The following is a 24,046-nucleotide window of genomic DNA, read 5'->3' as shown; positions in this document are numbered from 1 at the left end:
CACCTTTCTGGAGACACTTATGGACGTTAAAGCCCCGCAGGAACTGAAAAAAGCGCAGCGTCTTGCCAATGTGCTGGACAGTGCGGTCAGGCTGCCCATTGTCGGCATTAAAGTGGGGCTTGATTCGCTGGTCGGGCTGATCCCCGGCGCCGGGGATGCGCTGATGTTTCTTGCCTCGGCCCGCATTATCTGGCTGGCGAAACGGATGGGGGTGCCCTCTGCGCTGACAACCCGAATGATCCGCAATGCACTCATGGACTTTGGACTGGGCTTTATTCCGGTTATCGGTGACGTTGCAGATATTTTCTTCAAAGCCAACCAGAAAAATGTGCGTATCATGGAAAAATGGTGGGTGGCGGAAAATCAGAAACGCTTATCCCAGGCCACTGAAGAAAAACTGCAGGACTGGGAGTCCGCTCAGCAATAACGGGGCGGCTGAGCCCATATTGGCGCTGGCCTCATGCACGTACCAGCATCGCACCCTGCCCCCGTCTGCACTTATTCTTCGCTTTCTTAATCGGAATTGCGCTTCTTCGCGTACAACTTAAGCAAAACAATCCCTGAACTGAACGCGTTGTTTTGTGCAGCATGGTCATGCTGCCAGCCCACACGGACTATTCTGCAGTGCGGGCAACGCCCCAACAAGGAGTCGGCGGTAGATGAAAGCATCCGATTTATTCGTCAAAGCGCTGGAAGCCGAGGGCGTGGAGTTTGTCTTCGGCATCCCTGGTGAAGAAAATCTCGACCTTCTGGAATCCTTACGAAACTCATCCATTAAACTGGTGCTTACCCGGCATGAGCAGGGCGCAGGATTTATGGCGGCCACCTACGGGCGCCTGACCGGGAAAGTGGCAGTGTGCCTGTCTACTCTGGGCCCGGGGGCCACGAACCTGGTCACCCCGGCGGCCTATGCGCAGCTTGGTGCTATGCCAATGTTGATGATTACCGGTCAGAAGCCCATTAAAACCAGTAAGCAAGGCCGCTTTCAGGTTATTGATGCGGTGGATATGTTCAGACCCATCACCAAGTTTACGACGCAGGTGGTCAGTGGCGATCGTATCCCTTCGGCGATCCGCGAGTCGTTCCGCATTGCCCATGAAGAGCGTCCGGGTGCGGTACACATCGAATTACCGGAAGACATTGCCCGCGAAGAAACGGAAATGCCGTTACTCAAACCCAGCATGTCGCGGCGGCCTATAGCCGAATATAAAGCCATTAATGCGGCAGTAGATATGATTCAGCAGGCCCGTTCACCGGTATTGCTGATAGGCGCTGGCGCCAATCGCAAGCTGACCGCCAAAATGCTGCGCGAGTTTGTCGATAAAACCGGTATCCCCTTTATCACGACACAAATGGGCAAAGGGGTGCTGAACGAAAGCGACAAGCTGTTTGTCGGGAATACTGCGCTGTCAGATCACGACTTCGTGCACCGTGCCATTCGCCGCGCAGATCTGATCATCAATGTCGGGCACGACGTGGTAGAAAAGCCACCGTTTTTCATGCACCACGATGGTCAGCAGGTTATTCATATTAATTTTGATTCTGCAGCAGTTGACCCTGTCTATTTCCCGCAACTGGAAGTGGTTGGCGATATTGCCAACAGTATCTGGCAAATCAAAGAGCAGATTGAGCCACAGCAAAGCTGGAAGCTGGATTTCTACTGCGATATCCACGAAGCCTATGTGGCCCACCGTGAAGCGGCAGAGAGTGATGACCGCTTCCCTATTCTGCCGGAACGCTTTGTGCGCGACATCCGCAAAACCATGCCCGAAGATGGCATCGTCACGCTCGATAACGGCGTCTATAAAATCTGGTTCGCGCGCAATTATCCTGCCTGCCATCCGAACACCCTGCTGCTGGACAATGCGCTGGCGTCAATGGGTGCCGGCTTGCCCTCAGCGATTGCTGCTAAGCTGGTCAATCCCGACAAACGGGTGCTCAGCGTATGTGGCGACGGTGGCTTTATGATGAACAGTCAGGAAATTGAGACTGCGGTCAGACTTAATCTTGATCTGGTGGTCGTGATCCTGCGGGATGATGCGTACGGGATGATCAAGTGGAAACAGTCCGACATGCAGTTCGACAATTTCGGGCTGGATTATGGCAACCCGGATTTCGTGAAGTATGCGAAAAGCTATGGTGCACAGGGCTGGCGAGTCGACAGTGCCGATGTTCTGGAACCCATGATTGAGAAATGTCTCAGTACGCCGGGCGTGCACGTGGTCGATTGTCCGGTAGATTACAGTATGAACGACGAGACGTTACATCACACTATTCGCGAATTAAGCGCAAAATTTAAGGAGTAACCATGTTGAAGGACAGTTATCCCTACTATCTGGCCAATGAAGCCTGTAGTCCCAATACCGACCTGGACGTCACCAATAAGTATACCAGTGAGGTGGCAACGCGGGTTGCTATAGCTGATGCGAACGCAATTGATAAAGCCATTGCTGCGGCCCATGAGGCGCAGCCGGCGATGACTGCTATGCGTCCTTACGAGCGTCAGGCGGTGCTTGAGCACTGCGTAAAACGGTTTGAAGAGCGTTTTGACGAGCTGGCTGATGCCCTATGTATCGAAGCGGGTAAGCCCATTAAAGATGCCAAAGGTGAGGTCACACGTCTGATAGAGACATTTAAAATTGCGGCTGAAGAATCAGTACGTATCAATGGCGAAGTCGTTAATCTGGAAATATCGGCGCGCGCCAAAGGCTATCAGGGCATGACCAAAAAAGTCCCCATCGGTCCCTGCTCATTTATTTCGCCGTTTAACTTTCCGTTAAATCTGGCAGCGCACAAAGTGGCGCCTGCCATTGCGGCTGGTTGTACGTTTGTTCTTAAACCCGCTTCTAAAACCCCGATCGGCGCATTGATCATCGGTGAAGTTCTGGCCGAAACCGAACTGCCCAAAGGCGCATTTTCGATTCTGCCGTGCAGCCGCGATGGCGCGGACTTGTTTACGACAGACGAGCGCCTGAAGTTACTCAGTTTCACCGGCTCGCCGGACGTAGGCTGGGCGCTTAAGGCCAAAGCCGGGAAGAAGCCAGTAGTACTGGAGTTAGGGGGCAACGCGGCCTGTGTCGTTGATGAAGATGCAGATATCGGCGATGCCATCGACCGTATGATTGTGGGGGCTTACTACCAGTCAGGGCAAAGCTGCATCAGTGTTCAGCGTATTCTTGTTCACCAGAGCATCTACGATGAGTTTAAAACCCGGTTCGTGGATGCAGTGAAAGGCCTGATATCAGGCGATCCGTCTGACAAAGACACCTTTATTGGCCCAATGATTTCAGAATCAGAAGCTGAGCGTCTTCACAACTGGATCAAGGCGGCTGAAGATGCCGGCGCCACCACGCTGTGTGGCGGTGATCGGGACGGTGCGATGCTCTCGGCCACCGTTATGGAGAATGTACCGAAAGACTGTGACGCCAGTGCAGAGGAGGCCTTTGGCCCGCTTTCAGTGCTTGAGTCGTTTAATGACTATGACGAAGCGCTGGCTGAAATTAATAACAGCCGTTACGGTCTGCAGGCGGGTATCTTTACCCGCGATCTGTACAAAGCCAACCGCGCCTGGGACGTACTGGACGTGGGGGGCGTGATCATCGGCGATGTGCCAAGCTGGCGGGTCGACAACATGCCTTATGGCGGGGTCAAAGATTCGGGACTGGGTCGCGAAGGGATCCGCTACGCGATTGAGGACATGACCGAAACCCGTCTGATGGTGATCCGTACCCCTTAACCGGCACAACGAAGGCGCTGCTCAGGCAGCGCCTTATCTGTTATTGCGCGACCGTGTAATCTTCCAGCACGGACAAGGGAATAATGTCCAGCGCCTTCTCATGAGTAGCAGCCAGGTTAACCAACGGCGCAACGCCTGCATTATACGCCTGTAACCAGCGCGCGGCACACAGACACCAGCGGTCACCGGGCTTTAGTCCGGGAAAGGACTGTGCCGGACGTGGCGTGATGAGATCATTACCGCTGTCTAACGAAAATTTAAGAAAAGCCTCATCGACCACTGCGCACACGCTGTGATTGCCGATATCAGACGCCGGCACATAGCAGAAACCCTCGCGTGTAAAGCCTGTATTGCCACAGCACAGTTGCAAGGGGTCGCCATAAACATTCTTTTCATTTGCCATCTCGTTCTCTCCGGTCTGTGAACGTGTTAGGTGTGATGTCCGTAATGAGTCACGATAGCGACTTCACAGTAAAGGTCCAGTGGTAAATGTTAGATAAAAGTCAGCGCTCCAAACCGATGGATAGTGACAATATGTCAGCCGATGAAATCGCCCGCTTCGATGCCATGGCGCAGGAATGGTGGGACCCAGACGGTAAGTTTAAAACCGCACTGGCGTTTAATAAAGCCAGGCTGGACGTCATGCTTCGCCAGCTGTGCCTGCATTTTGACCGGGAGCAGGGCGCCGACTGTCTGCGTGGCATACGTATTCTGGATGTCGGCTGTGGCGGCGGACTGGTCAGTGAAACACTGGCGGGTTACGGGGCTGACGTGACCGGCGTTGATGCCTCGGCCGTGAGCATCGAAGTGGCCAGGCGACACGCCAGACAAAGCAATATTGATGTGCATTACCGCCACGGCCTGTCTGCCGATATCGCCCGGGAGGGCATGCAGTTCGATGGCGTCATTAACGCAGAAGTCGTCGAGCATGTACCTGATCAACCCGCCCTGATTAACGAGTGCGCCGGCATGGTAAAACCCGGTGGCATGCTGATTCTGGCAACCCTAAACCGCACCCTGAAAAGTTTTATTGTGGCGATTGTTGGCGCCGAATATGTGATGCGGTATCTGCCGGTCGGAACCCATGACTGGCGTAAGTTTGTGACGCCCGGCGAACTTCAGCAGTGGAGTGGTAAGGAATTCGTAAAACAGTTTGAAACCGGCATGCGGCTTAACCCGTTTTCCGGCAAATGGCACACTTGCCATAGCACGGCTGTTAATTATCTGCAGTGTTACGCTAAGCAGTCGTAAACAGCGGTAAGTATTCATAACTGTGATAGTCACAGCTGCGATGCGTTGATTTGCTAAGTTGCACACGCCGGATTAGTCTATTGTGGACAACCAGCGACGGACACAGCAATGAAAATATATGAAACAAAATCGGCGCCGAACCCACGGCGGGTGCGGATGTTTCTGGCCGAAAAAGGCATCGACATGGAGTATGTTCAGGTCGATATACAGAAAGGTGAAAACCTGAGTGCAGAAATGCGTGCTAAAAACCCACTGGGCAAAGTGCCTGTTCTGGAATTAGATGACGGCACCTGCATTGCGGAAACCGATGCAATTTGTACGTATTTTGAGGCCCTGCAGCCACAGCCCTCGCTTATGGGGACCAGTCCACTTGAAAAGGCCACCATTGCCATGTGGCAGCGTCAGGTTGAACTGGCGCTGATGCTGCAGGTCGGTATGTGCTTTCAGCACACCACTGGTTATTTTAAAGACCGCATGCTTCCGGTCCCGGAATATGGAAAAGAAGCCGGTGTGAATGCCTCCAAATATCTGAATATTCTCGAACGGCGACTGGAACTGAATGACTATATAGCCGGCCCGCGGTTTTCCATTGCTGATATCACAGCCCTGTGTGCTATCGATTTTGCGCGCGTGGTAGATATTCGGCTTACCGAAAAGCACAAGAATCTGAATGCCTGGTATCAAAAAGTCAGTCAGCGTGAGAGTGCAAAAGCCTGATGATTGATTTATACACGGCCGCCACGCCGAATGGCTGGAAAGCATCGGTTGCCCTGGAAGAAATGGGGCTCGACTATACGGTGCACAGCATTAACCTGATGCAGGGCGAGCAAAAAAAACCGGAGTTTCTGGCGCTCAACCCTAACGGCCGCATTCCGGTCATTGTTGACGGTGACGCCAACGGCACGATTGTGTTTGAAAGCGGCGCCATCATGATTTATCTGGCCGAGAAAACCGGGCAGTTTCTGCCCGAATCCGGTCCGGCACGCAGCCAGGTGCTACAGTGGCTGATGTTTCAGATTGGCGGCGTCGGGCCGATGATGGGGCAGGCCAATGTGTTTCACCGTTATCTGGAGGAGCGCATTCCCACTGCGATTGATCGTTATCAGAATGAGGTACGGCGCTTATTCACTGTGCTGGATAGTCACCTGACCGACTTCGAGTACCTTGCCGGTGATTACAGTATTGCGGATATGGCAAACTGGTGCTGGGTACGCACTTACGAGTGGTCTGGTGTTAGCGTGGATGGTCTTGAACATCTGCAGCGCTGGAAAAACAGCATCGAAGCCAGACCTGCGGCGCGTCGTGGTGTCGAAGTACCCAATAAAATAGACAAAGAGGCGCTGCTGAAAGGTGCGAAATCGGTGGTGACGCGGTGATTAGGCAGAAACGGTGCCCTTTTTCAAAAAGGGCACATTATGGTTACTCCATCAGATCGTCTCTTAGCGCCCAGATATTGTAGTGAATATCTTCAAAGTGGCTGGACCAGCGCTCCATTAACTCCATCGCTTTTTCTTCGCTCCCCATATGTTTGGTGAGTAACGCAGGAAATTTCTCTTCAGGCGGCGCCATGGCTCCCCAGTTTTTGTATGGCACCGCCAACGTCATTTCGCCGCGGCCTCCGACCTCATTGGAGAATGCCCAGTGATATGGCCACTTCTGTGCCTTCGCAGCATCAGCCAGCATCTTTTTATCTTTCTCGATGGCCTGACGGTGCCCCATTTTAGGTGTGTAGCTGGTAACGCCCACATACCGGTATTCCACATCCGGTTCCCAGTGGCTATTGGCGTAGTCCTCCACCGACAGATAGTGATGATAGTGATCTAAGTACTCTCCGGCTGTTTCCTGAAAGTGTTTGCTGACACCGTTTTCCATGCTCCAGTCACGATAGCTGTCCATGTCTTTCCAGGTAAAGCCTCCTGCGCGCACACCAATGCGCTCCAGTTTGCTACCCAGTACCGGTGAGTAAAAGCGCCACTCACGGGGATCCTGCTTTGAGCGACGGAATTTAAGGTGCTCTTGCATGGCCTGCTCAAGCTCACTCATTTTGCCTTTTTTGGGCACCATGACCCACATCTCTGCCAGCATTTCCTGCTGAGCACCTTTTGCTTTATGCTGGTCGGCGGCAACCGTTGCCGACCACAGGCCGAGAAACAGCAATCCTGTTGTTAAAGCAATACCTCTTGTCAGTTTGTTCATTGTTATATCCTCGTTAGTTGTTGTACAACCAGACGCATCCCAAAAACCTCACCAACCAAGTTAACTATCACTTGTTATTAAAGAACCTGCTGCGTATCTGTCGCTTAACAGCTTAGTCTTGTAATTTCACCTCTACCTATACATATATGAATTTGGTCTAAAGCTCGTAAATTAGTGTGAACATTGCATTAAGGGTATGGCGATGATCGCCGGGACCTTTTAAAGCGGTTGTATAGCGTGCTGTTTGCCTGCATAAGGGGCAATTTGTGCATTGTTGTTACAACGTCTGAAGAACATAAAATCAGGGTGACGTCAGCATATCTTAATCAATTAAGTTGACCTCGACTTGTGCTCCTACAATACTGTCAGGGTGATAAAAGCGACCTCAAAAAGGACCGTAATGAAAGTAATCAGTGTCGGTGAAGTATTGATTGATATGTTAGCGCAGCGGGACAGCATTGCAGGTACGCCGCCCATGATGTCTCCGTTTCAGCCTCATGCGGGTGGTGCGCCTGCCAATGTGGCCGTTGCGGTAGCGAAGCTGGGTGGCCAGAGCAGTATGATCTCAAGGGTCGGCAGTGATGTGTTCGGCGATTATCTGATTAGTATGCTACGTCATTATCAGGTTGGCGTGGAGGCGGTAGTGCAGCTTGAGGTGGCAAAAACAGCACTGGCGTTTGTCAGTCTGGATAAAGACGGCGAGCGGTCGTTCGACTTTTACCTGGAAAATGCCGCCCATACCTGGCTGGACAAAGCGGCTTTCGCTGATGTTGTTATTCAGGATGACGATATTGTCCATTTCTGTTCCGGTTCTCTGGCAACCCCGCGGCTACGTGAAGGTACTGCACTGTTATTAGACAAAGTAGGCAAAGCTGGTGCGCTGTCCAGCCTGGATATCAACTTTCGTCCTGCATTCTGGGCCTCACTTGATGATGCGCCGGGTATGATTGATAACGTGGCAAGCCAGGTCAGTATTATCAAGGCCAGCCAGGAAGAGCTGGATGCCCTGTATGGTCAGAACAAAACGACGCAGTGCATCAAGCACTGGCTGGACAGTGGCGTAAAGCTAATTTTACTGACTGACGGCGGTAAAGCAGTGCGCTGCTATACCGCCAACGGGCAGGTGAGCGTTACGCCGCCAGACGCAAGCGTGAAAGACACCACGGCCGCCGGCGATTCGTTCATCGGTGGCCTGTTGTACTCTGTGACCCGCCAGCTTAAGGACGCCGGCGGTTTTGATGAGTGGGTGAGTAACCCGGCAGCGCTTGAAGCTGCTGTGTCATTTGCTGCGCGTTGCGGCGCGCACACGGTCAGCCAGTATGGAGCGTTTACCGCGTTACCGTCAGCCCGCGATGTCAGCGACTGATAAGGTGAAAAAGTGAAAAGGTGCGCACCACTGAGCCCCTGCGGTTACAATGCACCGGCGGCGATGCGTGGCCACCACATCATTACGCCCGCTGCGAAAACACCCACGGCGGTCATACCCGCTGTGATCAGTAATGCGCTGTTACTGATAACGGTAATGGCGCAGCGCGGGTGACGCTGAGACCAGAAGTACACTTCGGCAATGGCCATGGGCAGCAGGTAACACGCGAACGACATAAACAAATCGGCCGGACCGTCAATTGTTGCGTTGTTGCCGTTTGGCCCCTGATTAACCATATACCAGCCCATCAGCATAAGCCGGAATGACCAGACCCCATTGATAAGGATAAACGCGTGGATGGCAAACCGGCTGTGCTGTTTAAAATCACGCTTTCGCGCATAGTACCAGGCGGCGGCCACGGCAATGGGTATCAGCAGGCCGTTCAGCGTAATTCCTATTGCGCCTATATTACTCAGCCGGGTGTCCCGGCCCCAGGTAAGCCAGAGCCCTGTCAGTGCACCGCACAGTCCCAGTGTCAGGAATAAACGGCCATTGAGACGATGAAAGCGGGGAAAGTGCTGACGCAGATAAGGGATCAGTTGTAACACCCCACTCATACTTATCAGCATGACCGGCAAAATATGCAGCAACAGAACCGCGTTGCCGATATTATCGCCCGCCACATGGCCTTTTATCATATGGGAGAAGGTGCTTTCAGACAGTGCGCCGGTTGCCCAGGGGGCGGCAAACTGCACGGTGATGTAAGCCGCGAACAGCCATTGTCCTATCAGAACGGCGGTTACCCAGCTTGTGAGCAGGCCGCGTGTCAGCGAGGCTGAGGCCAGACTTGCAGTCAGTTGTACAGGGTGTAAAAAAGAAAAAAACGTAGTCATTGTTGTGCCCGGTATGTGCAAAAGATAGCCGGATAATGGACCGTCAGCGGCGTAAATACTGCGCAAATTCAGAATGTGACTACCTTTAGTGTGCATGTGGTTCACATTCGCTAACAATTGATGCGGGCAGCGTTCAGGACAGTATCGTAAACTTGTGTAAGATCATTGACGGGATTATCTATGGAAGTCAGCGCCGCGTATATTGTGTTGCTTGTCAGCAGTATCGCTCTGATGCTTGCTCAGCTGCTGGTTAAACAGAAAACCGCTGAGAACATTGTCTTCGCAATTTTCTGTGGCTCACTGGCGATGGTATCGGTCAAAGCGCTCAGCGCAGACCTCGCTGGCCCGTACCAGTATCTTATAGGGCTTGGTACCTGTGCGACCTGCAATGTGATTTGGCTGGTGGCCCGTGCGTTGTTCAGAGAAAAGAATGCCATTCAGGCACGGCACATTGGCATTGCAGTGGTCATTGCTCTGCTGGTCATGCTCAATCAGGGCCTGCACTTTGCCTCGGCTACCGGGTTATTGCCATCGGCTGCCGTAATGCTTTTTAGCAGTGGTCTGGGCGAAATCACTCAGTTGCTGTCATCGACCATACTGTTGCTGACCTTCTGGGAAGCAATAAGACCACAAGCACGACAGTCGATATTGCTACCCTGGCAGCGCTATATGTTTGCCTCCGCGTTCATGTCAGGTGTAGTTCTGTGCAGCGTGGTGATTAGTCTGTTCAGCGATCTGACAGTTCGCGCTGCCGCCTACCCTTATTTTGTGGCCTTTTCTGCGCTACTTATCCTGTTTACCACACAGGCGTTGCTTATACTTAAGCGGCGTGCCATGTCTCAGCAAAACAAGCTTACCGAACCACAGGCTTCGTCAGGCAATAAAACAGCAGGTGAGGCTGAAGCAGCACTTGCCAGCGACATGAAAATGCTGTTTGAGGCCCGCCAGCTTTACCTGACAGCGAACCTGAAAATGATTGATATTGCCAACGCGCTGGGGGTATCTGAATATAAGGTGAGCCGCGCTATCCGCTATTCGTTTGATGCGGATAACTTTAGTCAGCTGGTGAATCAGTATCGGATCGCACATGCGAAACGTCTGTTAACCTCGACGCAGAGTGCGCACTGGTCAATCCTGGTGACTGGACTGGAAAGTGGCTTCTCCTCGTTGTCGTCTTTTAACCGCGCGTTTAAAGCCGCTGAGGGGTGTTCGCCTGGCGCCTACCGTAATGCGCACAGTGCGCAATCCACGTCACTGGCGTAAACAGGCTATTCAGCGCGTTCAATCAGTGACTTCACAATATCGAGGGTATCGGCCTCGGCCGCTGGCTTATCCCAGCGGATCCTGTGAATGCGCGGGAAGCGCAGCGCAACGCCTGATTTATGGCGCTTTGACGGGTGCACGGCATCAAAGGCGACTTCCACCACCAGCGCTTTTTCGACTTCCCGTACTGGCCCAAAGCGGCCAATAGCATGGCGCCGGACCCAGTTATCCAGCTTTTTCAGTTCTTCATCTGTAAACCCGGAGTAGGCCTTGCCAATGGGCAGCAGTGTATCGCCCTGCCAGGCACCAAAGGTAAAGTCAGAATAATAACTGGAGCGGTTGCCGTGACCACGCTGCGCATACATTACCACCGCATCCACATACAACGGGTCGCGTTTCCACTTATACCATTCGCCCTTAGGTCTGCCAGGGATGTACTGCCCGGCTTTGCGTTTTATCATCAACCCTTCTACCGCCAGATCCTGTGAGGCATGCTCATGTAACTGACGCAGCGCTGCCGTGCTGTCTGCCTGTAACGTACGGGATAAGTACAGGCGCGGAAGTGCGACGCTGGAAAACCACTTTTCGAGCCTGGTGCGCCGCTGACTTAAGGGCAGCTCAGTGAGGGACTGCCCATCCAGGCTCATGGCGTCATAGACGATCATGCCGGCCGGCAGTGACTTTATTAGCGATGGCGCCGGTTTTTTCTTATTCAGGCGCTGTTGCAATGCGTTGAAGGTATCCACCTGCGGCATACCCTGTTTGTCGCCGTGAATGACAAGCAATTCGCCGTCTACGACCATGTGACGGTCAACGCTGTCGGTTAAATCAGGAAAGGCGTGGCTGATATCATCGCCGGTGCGCGAAAACAGCGCCTTGCCTTTGGCGGTGACTACCAGTTGCACACGGATCCCGTCAAACTTGTGCTCTACCTGCCAGTCGGCCGGTTGCCAGTTATCCAGCACACGGTCGTCAATGGGATGCGCCAGCATAACCGGATGAAAGGTGACACTGTCTGAAATATCCGGCTTATCGGCCCGCCCCTCCAGGTAGGCCAGCAACGTCGTATAGGGCGGCATCATGGCGTGCCATAATGCTTCAATTTCCTGGATGTCTTTGTCCCCGTACTCGGCCAGCACCTGTTTCACCGAGCGCGCCGACATACCAATGCGAAGGCCCCGTGTGCCAAGCTTTATCAGCGCCCAGCGCTGGGCAGCCGTCATCATATCGAGGTAACGTTGTAAGTGACCGCTTACTTCGTTGCGTTTTGCACTACGAAAGGTCTCCACCACCTCGCTCAGGCTTGGCAAAGCGGCAGACTGTGCTGTTGCCGGTTCAGGCCAAAGATGGGCGACGGTCTCACTCATCTCTCCTACGTAGTCATAACTCATGGCGAACAAGGCCTCGTCGACCCGTTCCAGCATCAGCTTTTTCACAGTATTGCGCTTAAAAAAGTCGAAGCGAAGTGTGCCGGCAATCGCGGCGATGGCCCAGCCGCGGTCCGGGTCGGGCGTGGTGGCGATGTAATGCTTTAGGATGGCTGCCTTGGTATTGGTGCTGCCGGTAAAATACAGTTGTTCAAGCAGGTCACTGAATGCGTTCATTAACCGCTCTCATCTTCGTTCTCATAGCCAATCAGCGACAATGCCTGTGCTTTAAATCCCATTGTCCGTGCCTGGTAGACCAGCGCGTCTTCACGTCCGTGGGTCACCCAGACTTCCTGGGGTGACACGTCACGCAAGGTACTGATCAGTTCCGGCCAGTCGCAGTGATCAGAGATGATCAGCGGTAGCTCCGCTTTGCGCTGCCGGGCCCGGGCCCGGATCTGCATCCAGCCCGACGCCATCACCGTGCGTACCTCTGGTAGTGAGCGTGACCAGCGATCGGCCAGCGCGGAAGGTGGGGCAAGCACGATCTCCCCGGCCAGTGTCGACTTATCGTCTACATCACTGACGGCTACCAGTTCGCCAAGCTCAATGCCATACCGCTGATACAGACTGCATAACCGCAGCAGGGCGCCGTGCAGGTAGACAGGCTTGGTATAACCGGCTTCCCGTAATGCCAGGAGCACACGCTGACACTTGCCCAATGCATAGGTGCCCACCAGATGGCAGCGATGGGGGAACACGGCAAGCGAGTTAAGCAGTTTGGCAATTTCGCGCTCAATTGGCGGGTGCTTAAATACCGGCAAGCCAAAGGTGGCCTCGGTGATAAACACGTCGCAGGGCGTCACTTCAAAAGGCGGGCAGGTTGGATCGGGACGGCGTTTGTAGTCGCCCGAAATCACCAGTCGCTGATCGCGATAACTTAGCACCGCCTGACAGGAGCCTAATATATGGCCGGCAGGCACCAGACTAAGGTAAACCGGATCGCCAGCATCCCCCAGCGCCTTAACATGGCCGCTGGCCAGCGCAATCGTCTGCCTTGCCATATCATTGCCATAGCGGGTGCGCATAATATCCAGCGTTGGCGCGCTGGCGATAACCCGCTTGTGGCCCGGCCGCGCATGGTCGGCATGACCATGCGTGATGATGGCCGTATCGACCTTTTCCATGGGGTCGATGTAGCAGTCGGCAGGTGCACAATAAAGGCCTTTTTGGTGGACAGTCATCCACTGACGGGGATGCAACGTAATCTCTCCTGTCTTTGACAATGTTTATCACTAACTCTGTAACTACACCGCCACAGTGCAGCATTCGTAATGCTTCGTAGCGGGTATACGGGGTAATATCAGGAATGGTTGCCGTTACCCGGCACTTCTTTATTAACGATCTGTAATGTATGACGACGGCTTCTCACGTAAAACTGCCAGCGACGTTCGCGAACTGGTTTGAAGAAAAAGGCTGGCAGGTACGCGATTATCAGTTTGATATGCTGGCGCGAGCCGCAGAGGATAAGGATATTTTGCTGATTGCGCCGACCGGGGCCGGTAAAACCCTGTCGGGCTTCTTACCCTCGTTGCTGGATCTTCATGAGGCGCCGCAGGATGGTCTGCATACGCTGTATATTTCCCCGCTAAAAGCGTTGACCCAGGACATTCACCGCAATCTGCTTGAGCCTATTGCGCAAATGCAGCTTGATATAACGGCTGAAACCCGCACCGGTGATACGCCCTCACACAAACGTCAGCGACAGCGTAAAAAACCGCCCAACCTGCTGCTGACCACCCCGGAATCGCTGATGCTGATGCTAAGTTATGCCGATGCCCCGGCAATTTTCGGCAGGGTAAAACGGGTAATTGTGGATGAAACGCACAGCCTGATTGCCAGCAAGCGCGGGGATTTCCTGACCCTGGCAATGGCCAGACTGAAGCACTTAGCGCCGGCCCATCAGCGAATTGGTTTATCGGCGACGGTAGCCCACCCCGACAGCGTTGCTGCCTGGCTTGGCAGAAGCGGACAGCCTGCTGACATCTGCCATGTGCCGGAGGCAGTGAAACCGCAGATAACCATGCTGAAGTCTGACAATCGCATGCCGTTTGGCGGTTTTATGGCGCGTTATGCTATCGACGAGATCTATCAGGTCATCTGTCAGGCCAGAACCACGCTGGTGTTTGTTAACACCCGGGCTCAGTCTGAGCTGATGTTTCAGATGCTGTGGGAAGCAAACCGCGAAGGGCTTCCCATCGCGCTGTATCACGGCTCACTGAGTAAAGAGCAGCGCCGCAAGACTGAGGACATGATGGCCAGTGGTCTGCTGCGGGCCATTGTGTGCACGTCAGCGCTGGAACTTGGTATTGACTGGGGCAGTGTGGACAAGGTGATACAGGTAGGTGCGCCTAAAGGCGTGAGTCGGCTGTTACAGCGTATTGGCCGGGCCAATCACCGCTTTGACGAGCCCAGCGATGCGCTGCTGGTACCGGCAAACCGATTCGAAGCCTTAGAATGTCAGGCCGCTATCGATGCTATAGCGGCCGGTTCACTGGATGGTGACAAGCCAATGCCTGGCGCGCTGGATATTCTGCCTCAGTTTATTCTTAACTGTCTGTGCAGCGCCGCCGCCTCACCGGAGGCGATTTACCAGCAAGTGCTGGATGCCGCGCCGTATCAGGGCACAGACCGCGCTGATTTCAACAAGCTGTGGACGTTCACCGCAAACGGTGGTAATGCGCTGGCGGCCTATGATCGTTATCAGCGACTGAGTAAAAAACCGGACGGCACCTTTAAGCCGGCCGATCGCCGGGTCATTCAGCGTCATCGTCAGAATATCGGTACCATCGTGGAAGCCGGCAGGCTGAAGGTAAAGCGGATCCGGCGTGGCAATCAGGGCAAGATTATTGGCGAGGTCGAAGAATACTTTGCCAGTCAGCTCACCCCCGGTGACTCGTTTCTGTTTGCCGGAGAGGTACTCGTTTTCGATGCCATCCGGGATATGCAGCTACATGCCCGTCCGGGCAAAGGCAAAGAGCCTAAAATCCCCAGTTATGTGGGCGGCCAGATGCCGCTGTCTACTTTTCTGGCCGATGGGGTACGCGATATGCTGGCCGCGCCCCAGCGCTGGCAGGCCTTGCCTGCGCAGGTGCAGGAGTGGCTGGACTTGCAGGCAGCGTTTTCACGTATCCCCCAGCCCGGCGAAGTGCTGGTGGAACAGTTTCCGTACCGCAAGGCCTACCATACCCTGTATTACACGTTTGAAGGGCGAAAGGCGAATCAGACTTTGGGCATGCTGCTAACCCGGCGCATGGAAAAAATGGGGATCAAACCGCTCAGTTTCAGTGTTACCGACTACGGCTTGTCGGTTTGCGCCGTGAACAGCATTAACGATAGCCAGCTGGCTGCGCTGTTCCAGCCTGATATTCTTGGTGATGAACTGGAAGACTGGATGCTGCAGGCGCCCATGCTAAAGCGCTCCTTTCGGCAGGTCGCGGTTGTCAGCGGGCTGACCGAACAGCGCTATCACAGCAGTCAGAAAACCATGAAGCAGGTGACCTTCTCCACTGACTTAATTTACGATACGCTGCGCGAGCACGATCCGGACCATGTGCTACTGGCAGTGGCGCGTGCTGACGCCGAGCGCGAATTACTGGATTTGCGGCGGCTGGCTGATCTGCTGATTCGTTTTGTCGACAAGGCGCATCTTGTCAGCCTGAAGAAAGTCTCGCCGATGGCCATTCCCATTGTACTTGATGTGCGCAGTGAACAGGTAAAAGGGGCGGGGGCGCATGCTCTGCTTGAGCAGGCAACCCTTTATGAAGAGGCAGAATCCATGCTGGATGAGGTGAGGGCATACTTAAGTGGCGGTGACTGAACAGTGGATATCCAACGTATTACGCAACCGCCAGGGAACACTGGTGCGCTTCGCCGGCATGGCCTGGCTGCTCGATGCCCGCGGTGTTGCCTACCTGCCCGAAAAAGACGCGCTGGTGGTCTCTGATCTGCACTTTGAGAAAGGCAGCTACCTGCATAGCAAGGGAAATCCTTTGCCTGCACTGGACACCCGGGCAACACTGTCACGGTTAGATGAAGTAATTGATGCGTACCGGCCCGCGACCGTAATAAGCCTGGGTGACAGCTTTCATGACGCGCAAAGCCTGCCCCGCATGACGACCGATGATCAGCAGGCGCTGGCGACACTGGTGGCCACCGTGCGTCAGTGGTATTGGGTGGAAGGAAACCACGATCCCGATATTCCGACTGAGTTGCCAGGCGAGGCTGTGACAACCGTCACCCACAAGACCGTTACATTCACCCACGAACCCGACGACACGGCCACGTATCAGGTGATTGGCCATTACCATCCGAAATGCCGGCAGGTGGTCTCGCGGCGCCGCTACCGTGGCAAGTGTTTTGTGGTGACGCCGCATATGCTGATTATGCCCGCCTTCGGCCAGTACACCGGGGGGCTCGATGTCAATGATGAGGCGTTGCTCGCCCTTGCCCCCGAACGTCAGCGTCAGTGTTATATGCTATATGATGAGCGGGTCGTGGCGGTCACATAACGTAAGCCGTGAGAAGATAGAGGGCCTCATTGTCAGGACGACGTACTAATCGCATCAAACAGGGTTTGTGCGGTTTGTTCGGCGTTTGCTGTTAGTGTGTTACCGGTGAACGTCAGGCTGTCCTCAGCGAAGATTTGCTGGCGGGCGTTGCTAAGAAAATCCACAATTGCGTCATCCTCAACACCCTGCGCTTTTAGGGTATTGGCGTGCTCTCTGGCCTGCCCCAGCTCATGCATTTCTGCCAGCTGGTTAATCTGACTTAATCGTTGTGTCAGACGCGTATCTTTATCCAGATACTGCTGCATACGAGACAGAGTCTTATCCTCGCGCTGTCCTTCAGGCTGCGTGACTACCCAGCGGTCATCCTGCCTCTCAAAAGCAACCGGCGCGTTCAGGTTAGCGGCAATGTCTTGCAGGTCAGCGGAGACCTTTGACTTATAATGCTCCAGCATATTGCCGATGGTGGTCAGTGACACGCTGCTGTCTCCGGCTTCAATTTTTTCGAGCATGTCCTGGATCCCCGCCTCACTGGCAGGCTCGGTTAAAGCTTTGGTTTCCTGCGCGAGCTGCGCTTTGCCAGGCGAATTTGCCAGTTCACTGAGTGTGTTTTGCGCTGACTCAGGGTTATTCAGGTAATCCAGTAAACTCGTCTGATTGGATATGATCATGGCGTTATGAGAGCCTTTCTGAGAAACAATGAACCGGAATAAAGCATGAGATGTACCATGATGAACTATTTATCGACCCTGAATGTGGCGAGGGGGAATGAATGAAAAAATCCGATAAAAAAATGGATAATGCCATCAGCTCGGCCCTGACCGATGCCTGTGAGGCCGCGCTGGAAACTCACAACGGCTTTGTTTGGCTAACCCATGTGGTGAATTACCGGCGCTTTCCTCAGTCGCTGCTAATTATCTGTGTGTTTGATACGCAGGCAAATCTGGAGCAGGCAGACACGCAGGCTATGCGCAACAGTGTGTATGAAGCGTTACTGTCCATCAATGTCAGGCTGTCAGACCGTGACAGGCAGATCGCCTTCGATACAGAAGAAGCCTGTGAGGCAGAAAATCAGGGGAACTGGGCACGACGGCTGGCGGTAGCGTAGGGTCAGGCAACCGGGTTATGCCCATTTGCAACCGCCCGCTGCCTGACTACCTAATTAGTCCCGCCAGCGTCGGGTCAGATCATCATACGCATCGATACGGCGGTCGCGGAAATACGGCCAGATACGTTTAATCTTTTCAGTACGGGTCATGTCCAGCTCGACACACAGGTTCTGTTCCTGGTCACTGTCGGCCTGCGCCAGAATTTCGCCCTGAGGACCGGCAATAAAGCTTTGCCCCCAAAACTGAATGCCCGGGTCGTTAGGCGTGGGAGACACTTCAAAGCCGGTGCGGTTGGCAACAATTACCGGTACCGAGTTGGCAACAGCATGGCCGCGCTGAATGGTTTGCCAGGCACCGAACTGACGCGCCTGCTCCTCATCGCTGTCATTCACATCCCAGCCAATGGCAGTGGGGTAAAACAGTAAGTCTGCGCCTGCCATTGCCATCAGTCTGGCGGCTTCGGGGTACCACTGATCCCAGCACACCAGCACGCCCAGTTTGCCGATACTGGTGTCGATAGGCGTAAAGCCAGTATCGCCCGGTGTGAAGTAGAATTTTTCGTAAAATCCGGGGTCATCAGGAATGTGCATTTTGCGGTACTTACCCGCTATTTCACGGCTGCGGTCAAACACCACGGCGGTATTGTGGTACAGCCCGGAGCCGCGCTTTTCAAATAATGAGGTCACCAGCACGATGTTGTGCTTTTCAGCCAGCGCACCAAAAAACTCGGTGGCCGGACCCGGAATAGGTTCTGCCAGATCAAAGGCATCCGTATCTTCGTTCTGACAAAAGTACAGCGTGCTGTGCAGCTCCTGTAACAGGATACACTCGCACCCCTGTGAAGCCAGTTCGGCAACCCGTCTGGCACTGTTTTCCCAGTTTGTCGCTTTGTCGTTGTCTGCGACAGCCTGCTGTACGACGCCGACCTTAATCGTGCTGGATGTCATAAAATGTCACTCCTTGCTGTAATGCGCTTACGATTTCGGGTTTCAGGGTGTTGACCGGTACCTGCATTGAAATACAGTGCAGGCTGCCAAATTGCCTGACCAGTACCGAGCAGTCAATCGGCTCTACGATGTGATCAGGAAAAGCACGCTGGATCACGTCGATGGCGAGGCTGTCTTCCGGTTGCCCGTACACGGGTAACAGTACTGCGCGGTTGCAGATTAAAAAGTTTGCATACGAGGCGGGTAATCGCTCGCCCTCCTCATTGTACATCTGTGGCAGCGGTAGTCGAAACTGCTGGTGCTCCGGGAAGTGCGCTGAACACTCCTCACATAATGCCGTTAGTCCGGGGTGATGGCTGTCATCCGGCCGGTTGTCGGCGGCCTGGATGACCAGCCCCCGATTCGGTGTAAAGCGTACCAGCGTATCAATGTGGCCGTCGGTATCATCGCCCTCCAGATGTCCGTTAGTCAGCACAGTGACCTGCTTGCAGCCGAGCATTTCACGAAGCGTCGCTGCGTAGCGTTCCAGTGACATAGCGCCATTACGTTTCGGGTTTAACAGACATTGCGATGTGGTGATCAGGTGCCCATTTTCATCAATTTCCAATGCGCCGCCTTCCATTACGACGGGACTCGAGTGCATCGGCGCCTGACACAGCTGGCTGAAATACCGCTGGTTTGCCATATTGTCCTGGGTGGCATCGAACTTCTCACCCCAGCCATTAAACCTGAACTCAACCGGTACGCATTCTGTGTCATCGCTATTGGGCGCACCGCAGGTAAGAAAGCCGTAATCCCGTACCCAGGTGTCGTTGTATGAGGCCGGTACGATTAGCACCCGGGCATTGTCGGCCAGACGGCTTTTCACATCCTGAATATCCTGTGGCGCACACAACAGGATAACGCCTGCGTGATAACGGTTAATCGCAGCAATGACATTAACATAAGTGTTGCGCGCCGCCTCAAGCCAGGGCGACCAGTCGGTTTCGATATGGGGCCAGGCCAGCATAATGGCATCAAGGGATGTCCACTCAGGCAACAGGGCGCGGGTCGCGTGCATAGGTAATACTCATCCGGTAAAAACGCTGATTATAGCCATGCGGTATTCTGTGACAACTGTCAGTGACGACGGTTCAAAAGCACCGCTAACAGTTCTTCAGTGGCCGGCCACCGTTTAAGTGTATTGTCTGGCCTGTCATATAGTCACTGCCTAAGACAAAGTTGACGGCATTCACAGCTTCGTGCGCACCGGGTGCTGGCGGTAAAAGAAATTTGGCGCTGGCGCGCTCACGGTATGCTTCATCGTCACCCTCGTTAAACATCAGCAGTGATGGCGCGATACTGTTCACTTTAATTTCCGGCGCCAGTGCGCGGGAGAAGGACAAGGTCAGGTTATGCAGTGCAGCTTTGCTGGCCGCATAGGCAAGGTGTTTCTCGCTGCCGGTCTCCTGCACTAAATCGGTCATGTGAATAATATCGGCAATGCCTTCAGTCTTGCTAAGGTATGACGCAAGCGCTTTATTTATGCAGTAGGGCGCACTGGCATGTACTGCCATCATGCGGGCTATTCGCGCACCGTCTGACTCATCGGTGGTTTCCGGAGCCCAGTCAGACGCATTGTGGATGATCGCGCGCAGTCCGTCGCAAGCTGCCTTAACCTCAAGGATTGCTCGATCAATAGCCGCCTGAGTGCTAAAATCCGCCTTCACCGCAATGGCGCCTTTATGGACAAGCTCGTCTACACTGGGTTTAGGGGTGCGATAGGTGAAAATAACCGGGGTGTCCTGTGAAAGCAGGTCGCGGGCGATGGCCAGACCCAGTCGTTGCGTGGCACCGGTGATAAAAATAGGGTACGGCAAGTCAGACTCCTGATAGCTAATTGTCAGCGTTTGCGCCTTGTCGGCATGTTATCTGGCATTACTTAAATTTAATTAATGCCAGCGGGCATGACAGGATTAATCTTATACGCCGTTATTACGCGTATAAGAGCAAAAAATACGTAGAAGTTACGGGAATTACCCAATGTTAGCAAAAGAAGCAGTACTTGTACGCAATGCACTTGATCAGGCGATTTCAAATGAAGCGATGATGGTCAGAAATGCGCTGGAAGCCAGTGGCCTTGAAACGCCAATGGTGGATACCGGGCTGTCCGATGAACAAAAGCGTACCCGAATTGAAGCCTCAATGCGTGATATTATTACTACGCTAGGACTTGATCTGGCAGATGACAGCCTGATGGATACACCTGCCCGCATTGCGAAAATGTATGTGAACGAGCTGTTTTCCGGGCTTGATTACCGCAACTTTCCCAAAATTACGCAGATCGAAAATAAGATGCAGCTGTCGCAGCCTGTGCAGGTTTCTGATATCAGCCTGACCAGCACTTGTGAGCATCACTTTGTGACCATCGATGGTACGGTCAGTGTGTCATATATTCCTAAGCAAACGGTGCTCGGATTATCCAAGCTTAACCGGCTGGTCGGTTTCTTTGCACAGCGACCCCAGGTTCAGGAGCGCCTGACCCAGCAGGTCATGGTGGCAATTCAGACCTTGTCAGGTACAGACGATGTCGCAGTGACGATTAATGCAACACACTATTGTGTGAAAGCGCGAGGCATTCGGGATACCAACTCGTACACCCGCACCTCGGCGCTGGGCGGACAGTTTCTGCAGGATAAAGAGCTACGCCGGGAGTTCTTCGCTGCCCAGAAAGGGTAAAGCTTTTGCCAGTGTGTTGTTCAGCGCACTGGCGTATCTTCTGCCACCGTCACAATCAGGTTTATTATTTTATCCAGCCCATTGGCGGGGACGATTTCAAGTTTCGTCCGACAATGCTGACAAAACGCGGTTTGCTCGCGGTACATATCAATAACACCAACAAGCTGGTTCAGGCTGCCACAATGTGGGCAGAGATACTCAAGCTGATCAGAAACGTCCATCACTATCCTTCAATGCTAATAATACACCAGTCCATGGTGTTAAACGTCGATGCGCTGATTGCGCTGTCTGTAGTTCGCTATTGAGTATAGTCAAGCTGTCTGAAGATGACGCTCTGTTTACTTAATTCACCGGTAACTCAACGTAAAATAAAGCAAAAAAGTTCTTATGGCACGTCAGTATCAGCGATGTCCCGCCCAGCTACCGATCAACCCGCCACCAGCCACCAGGCCTGCTGCAAGGGGCGAAGGGTGATGAATTGCTCCTGCCCGTTCAACGTTGCGTCACTGAGTAAATCATCACAGGCGTTATGCTGCACAGCGTTTAGTACGCTGCCATCGCATTGCTGAATGGTATCGCTGAAGTTACAGGTTACCAGCAGCATCTGACCATTTTCGTGTTCACGCACAAACGCAAAACAGTGATCATTGCCGGTGTGCAGAATTCGGGTTTGGGCAATGCCAAACACAGGGTGCGCACGGCGCACGTTTAGCATCGACTGCATGGCAGTAAATACACGGCGCTGTACCTGCTGTTGCAACGTTTCATCGGGCGCCGGGGCTGAGAGCACGTGATCAATGTCCGCGTCAGTGACCGCAATGCGATGAACCCAGCGGTCATCATGACGCTTGCTTGGATCATCCTGGTAACGGTAGTCATTGAGCATGGCCAGCTCATCTCCGGAGTAGATAAGCGGTATTCCGCCAATACTGAAGGAAATGCCATACAGTAGCAGGATACGCGCAATGGCATCGTCTATCGCTGCATTATCCTGCTGGCTAAGTGCCTGCTCCAGACCACACAGCGACGCCAGCGAGCCACATACCCGGCAATCGCCGTTAGACGGGTTCTCAGCAAACGGTACGCCGTTAGCAAAGCTGCCTTCAAAGCGACCTGTAAAAAACTGATTGAGAAAGAAGCGGTGATCAAAGGGGTTAATACCCAGTTGCTCGGCCATACCATCATCGAACGTCCAGCCAATATCATCATGGCTGCGAACATAGTTTACCCAGGTTGTGTCTTTAGGGATGGCGAAGCTTTTTTGCATAGAAGCAGTCAGCAGCCGGGTCTTCCGTGTTGCCAGGCTGTTCCACAGCAGGGCCATTAACAGCGGGTTGTAAGACAGCTGACACTCATCTTTATGTACGTACTCCAGAACTTCGTCGGGATGCACAATCGCTTCTGATTTAAATACCACGGCCGGTGCAACAATCTGCAGGCAGCAATTAAACGCCTGAATTAAGGTATGCGCTTTGGGCTGGCTCTCACAACTGGTGCCGACTTCTTTCCAGATAAAGGCCAGGGCATCAAGACGCAGCCCCGCGCAGCCAATATTGGCCAGAAACAGCATTTCAGAGGTGATTGCATTAAATACGGCCGGGTTGGAATAATTCAGGTCCCACTGAAAGCTGTTAAACGTGGTCCACACCCACTTATTCAGGGTGTCGTTGAACGTAAAGCTGCCGCGCCGCACTTGCGGAAAGATTTCACGCAGCGTCTGTTCGTACTGATCAGGCTGCGTGCGGTCATCAAACATGTAGTAATAGTCCTGATAGGTTTTGTCGCCTGCCAGTGCGGCCTTTGCCCATGCGTGTTCGTCAGAGGTGTGGTTGAACACAAAGTCGAGGATCAGATTAATGCCGGCTTTCTCTAGTGCTTCGGCCAGCTTTTTCAGATCGCTCATGGTTCCCAGTGTGGGATTAACCTTGCGGTAATCAGAAACCGCGTACCCGCCGTCGCTGTCGCCCTCGGGGGAGTCATACAGTGGCATCAGGTGCAGGTAAGTAATGCCCAGCGCCTTAAAATAAGGGATTTTGTTGTGCAGGTCTTTCAGGGTGGGTCCCATCAGATCGACATAACAGGCCATACCCACATGCTCCTCGTCCCGGTACCACAGAGTATTGGCCTGCTTCTGCTTATCCTGCTTCTTGAGTGAGGCCTTACGGTTTTTTGTTCCCTCTTTAAGGGTGCGGACAAGTTCCTGTAAATGCCAGTAGCAGTCGTACTGATGCCCGTAAACCTCAACGAATCGTTTAAACAGTCCATCAAAATGCTGCCTCAGACGCGCCTCAAATAACTGAGCATCCTTCTTAGTCAGGTCGCTCAAATCCAGACTTGATAGTATGCGTGATAGGCACTGTGCACTGTCAGCGGAATAGGCCATGGTTCTCTCCGTTCCGTTTGTCGGTGGCTGCGCCGAAGGCAGCCACGTCAACATAAAAGGTTTACAGGATATTTAATTTCTGTTAATTATTTTATCTTAAACGATTAAGTGATTTCCGCCAAATAGAATTTCAATTTTTGTCGGAGTGCGGACAAACCCTGCAAAGTGGCAGGCTTGATTAACAGACGTTGCGCATTCTCGTGCAACAGGCACAGGGTCAGAACTATGACAGAAACAACAACTAACAAC

Annotated in this window: 23 protein-coding genes; 12 read left to right on the top strand and 11 right to left on the bottom strand. The window is 53.4% G+C overall.

Going from position 1 to position 24,046, the window contains the following annotated elements:
• The first annotated feature begins 19 nt into the window (after positions 1 to 19).
• The 3 genes from IE054_RS08235 (at position 20) to IE054_RS08225 (ending at position 3,736) form a co-directional block, all read left to right on the top strand.
• The gene (locus tag IE054_RS08235; RefSeq protein WP_189405215.1) at positions 20 to 427 is read left to right on the top strand and encodes a DUF4112 domain-containing protein; all 408 of its coding nucleotides are present in this window, start codon (positions 20 to 22) and stop codon (positions 425 to 427) included.
• A gap of 232 nt (positions 428 to 659) precedes the next feature.
• Positions 660 to 2,306: an acetolactate synthase large subunit gene (locus IE054_RS08230; RefSeq protein WP_189405213.1), complete on the top strand. Its 1,647-nt coding sequence runs from the start codon at positions 660 to 662 to the stop codon at positions 2,304 to 2,306.
• Positions 2,307 to 2,308: 2 nt separating this feature from the next.
• Positions 2,309 to 3,736: an aldehyde dehydrogenase family protein gene (locus tag IE054_RS08225; RefSeq protein WP_189405211.1), complete on the top strand. Its 1,428-nt coding sequence runs from the start codon at positions 2,309 to 2,311 to the stop codon at positions 3,734 to 3,736.
• 40 nt (positions 3,737 to 3,776) lie between these two features.
• On the opposite strand, the gene IE054_RS08220 is transcribed toward IE054_RS08225, so the two are convergent.
• Entirely contained in the window at positions 3,777 to 4,139 is a 363-nt protein-coding gene (locus tag IE054_RS08220; protein ID WP_189405208.1) for a DUF2237 family protein, read from the bottom strand.
• Between the two features lie 86 nt (positions 4,140 to 4,225).
• Here IE054_RS08220 and ubiG point away from each other — a divergent pair, with 86 nt between their 5' ends.
• The 3 genes from ubiG to IE054_RS08205 all read left to right on the top strand — a co-directional run bounded on the left by ubiG (position 4,226) and on the right by IE054_RS08205 (position 6,363).
• Positions 4,226 to 4,987 carry a bifunctional 2-polyprenyl-6-hydroxyphenol methylase/3-demethylubiquinol 3-O-methyltransferase UbiG gene (ubiG, locus tag IE054_RS08215; RefSeq protein WP_189405206.1) on the top strand — a complete coding sequence of 254 codons (762 nt, stop codon included), beginning with the start codon at positions 4,226 to 4,228 and terminating at the stop codon, positions 4,985 to 4,987.
• Between the two features lie 108 nt (positions 4,988 to 5,095).
• Complete coding sequence (locus tag IE054_RS08210; protein WP_189405205.1) at positions 5,096 to 5,704, top strand: glutathione S-transferase family protein; 609 nt, start codon at positions 5,096 to 5,098, stop codon at positions 5,702 to 5,704.
• On the top strand, positions 5,704 to 6,363 hold the full coding sequence (locus IE054_RS08205) for a glutathione S-transferase family protein (RefSeq protein ID WP_189405203.1): 660 nt from the start codon (positions 5,704 to 5,706) through the stop codon (positions 6,361 to 6,363). Before IE054_RS08210 ends, IE054_RS08205 begins: the two co-directional genes overlap by 1 nt.
• Before the next feature lie 43 nt (positions 6,364 to 6,406).
• Here IE054_RS08205 and IE054_RS08200 read toward each other — a convergent pair whose 3' ends face one another.
• Positions 6,407 to 7,183, bottom strand: coding sequence for a hypothetical protein (locus tag IE054_RS08200; RefSeq protein ID WP_189405201.1), 777 nt, complete (start codon positions 7,181 to 7,183; stop codon positions 6,407 to 6,409).
• A 400-nt stretch (positions 7,184 to 7,583) separates the two neighbouring features.
• Here IE054_RS08200 and IE054_RS08195 point away from each other — a divergent pair, with 400 nt between their 5' ends.
• Positions 7,584 to 8,549 (top strand): carbohydrate kinase family protein, encoded by a 966-nt coding sequence (locus tag IE054_RS08195; RefSeq protein WP_189405199.1) that lies wholly within the window; start codon positions 7,584 to 7,586, stop codon positions 8,547 to 8,549.
• A 44-nt stretch (positions 8,550 to 8,593) separates the two neighbouring features.
• Here the strand turns inward: IE054_RS08195 and IE054_RS08190 are convergent, their stop codons facing one another.
• On the bottom strand, positions 8,594 to 9,538 hold the full coding sequence (locus IE054_RS08190) for a DUF2306 domain-containing protein (protein WP_229805042.1): 945 nt from the start codon (positions 9,536 to 9,538) through the stop codon (positions 8,594 to 8,596).
• Between the two features lie 84 nt (positions 9,539 to 9,622).
• Between IE054_RS08190 and IE054_RS08185 the strand changes: the two genes are divergently transcribed.
• Positions 9,623 to 10,705 carry a helix-turn-helix domain-containing protein gene (locus IE054_RS08185; protein WP_189405197.1) on the top strand — a complete coding sequence of 361 codons (1,083 nt, stop codon included), beginning with the start codon at positions 9,623 to 9,625 and terminating at the stop codon, positions 10,703 to 10,705.
• A 5-nt stretch (positions 10,706 to 10,710) separates the two neighbouring features.
• Here the strand turns inward: IE054_RS08185 and IE054_RS08180 are convergent, their stop codons facing one another.
• Positions 10,711 to 12,309, bottom strand: coding sequence for a cisplatin damage response ATP-dependent DNA ligase (locus IE054_RS08180; protein WP_189405195.1), 1,599 nt, complete (start codon positions 12,307 to 12,309; stop codon positions 10,711 to 10,713).
• Positions 12,309 to 13,316: a ligase-associated DNA damage response exonuclease gene (locus IE054_RS08175; RefSeq protein WP_189405775.1), complete on the bottom strand. Its 1,008-nt coding sequence runs from the start codon at positions 13,314 to 13,316 to the stop codon at positions 12,309 to 12,311. The genes IE054_RS08180 and IE054_RS08175 overlap by 1 nt, the downstream gene beginning before the upstream one ends.
• Before the next feature lie 170 nt (positions 13,317 to 13,486).
• On the opposite strand from IE054_RS08175, the gene IE054_RS08170 reads away from it, so the two are divergent.
• Both IE054_RS08170 and pdeM read left to right on the top strand, forming a co-directional pair.
• Positions 13,487 to 15,952 carry a ligase-associated DNA damage response DEXH box helicase gene (locus IE054_RS08170; RefSeq protein WP_189405193.1) on the top strand — a complete coding sequence of 822 codons (2,466 nt, stop codon included), beginning with the start codon at positions 13,487 to 13,489 and terminating at the stop codon, positions 15,950 to 15,952.
• The gene (gene pdeM / locus IE054_RS08165) at positions 15,939 to 16,643 is read left to right on the top strand and encodes a ligase-associated DNA damage response endonuclease PdeM (protein ID WP_189405191.1); all 705 of its coding nucleotides are present in this window, start codon (positions 15,939 to 15,941) and stop codon (positions 16,641 to 16,643) included. The genes IE054_RS08170 and pdeM overlap by 14 nt, the downstream gene beginning before the upstream one ends.
• Positions 16,644 to 16,675: 32 nt before the next feature.
• Here pdeM and IE054_RS08160 read toward each other — a convergent pair whose 3' ends face one another.
• A complete protein-coding gene (locus IE054_RS08160) occupies positions 16,676 to 17,311 on the bottom strand; it encodes a hypothetical protein (RefSeq protein WP_189405189.1) in 636 nt (211 codons plus the stop codon).
• A gap of 101 nt (positions 17,312 to 17,412) precedes the next feature.
• Between IE054_RS08160 and IE054_RS08155 the strand changes: the two genes are divergently transcribed.
• The gene (locus IE054_RS08155) at positions 17,413 to 17,748 is read left to right on the top strand and encodes a hypothetical protein (protein WP_189405187.1); all 336 of its coding nucleotides are present in this window, start codon (positions 17,413 to 17,415) and stop codon (positions 17,746 to 17,748) included.
• Positions 17,749 to 17,802: 54 nt separating this feature from the next.
• On the opposite strand, the gene IE054_RS08150 is transcribed toward IE054_RS08155, so the two are convergent.
• The 3 genes from IE054_RS08150 to folM form a co-directional block, all read right to left on the bottom strand.
• Complete coding sequence (locus tag IE054_RS08150; protein ID WP_189405185.1) at positions 17,803 to 18,696, bottom strand: carbon-nitrogen hydrolase; 894 nt, start codon at positions 18,694 to 18,696, stop codon at positions 17,803 to 17,805.
• Positions 18,677 to 19,756 carry an agmatine deiminase family protein gene (locus IE054_RS08145; RefSeq protein WP_189405183.1) on the bottom strand — a complete coding sequence of 360 codons (1,080 nt, stop codon included), beginning with the start codon at positions 19,754 to 19,756 and terminating at the stop codon, positions 18,677 to 18,679. Before IE054_RS08145 ends, IE054_RS08150 begins: the two co-directional genes overlap by 20 nt.
• Before the next feature lie 85 nt (positions 19,757 to 19,841).
• Positions 19,842 to 20,555: a dihydromonapterin reductase gene (folM, locus tag IE054_RS08140; RefSeq protein ID WP_189405181.1), complete on the bottom strand. Its 714-nt coding sequence runs from the start codon at positions 20,553 to 20,555 to the stop codon at positions 19,842 to 19,844.
• Positions 20,556 to 20,718: 163 nt separating this feature from the next.
• Between folM and folE the strand changes: the two genes are divergently transcribed.
• On the top strand, positions 20,719 to 21,414 hold the full coding sequence (gene folE / locus IE054_RS08135) for a GTP cyclohydrolase I FolE (protein ID WP_189405179.1): 696 nt from the start codon (positions 20,719 to 20,721) through the stop codon (positions 21,412 to 21,414).
• Positions 21,415 to 21,434: 20 nt separating this feature from the next.
• Here folE and IE054_RS08130 read toward each other — a convergent pair whose 3' ends face one another.
• A complete protein-coding gene (locus tag IE054_RS08130; protein ID WP_189405177.1) occupies positions 21,435 to 21,635 on the bottom strand; it encodes a hypothetical protein in 201 nt (66 codons plus the stop codon).
• Positions 21,636 to 21,841: 206 nt separating this feature from the next.
• Entirely contained in the window at positions 21,842 to 23,797 is a 1,956-nt protein-coding gene (locus IE054_RS08125) for an amylosucrase (RefSeq protein WP_189405175.1), read from the bottom strand.
• Positions 23,798 to 24,046: the final 249 nt, after the last annotated feature.

The organism is Alteromonas halophila (assembly GCF_014651815.1).
Lineage (GTDB): Bacteria > Pseudomonadota > Gammaproteobacteria > Enterobacterales > Alteromonadaceae > Alteromonas > Alteromonas halophila.
This window is presented reverse-complemented; position numbering and strand designations above follow the sequence as displayed.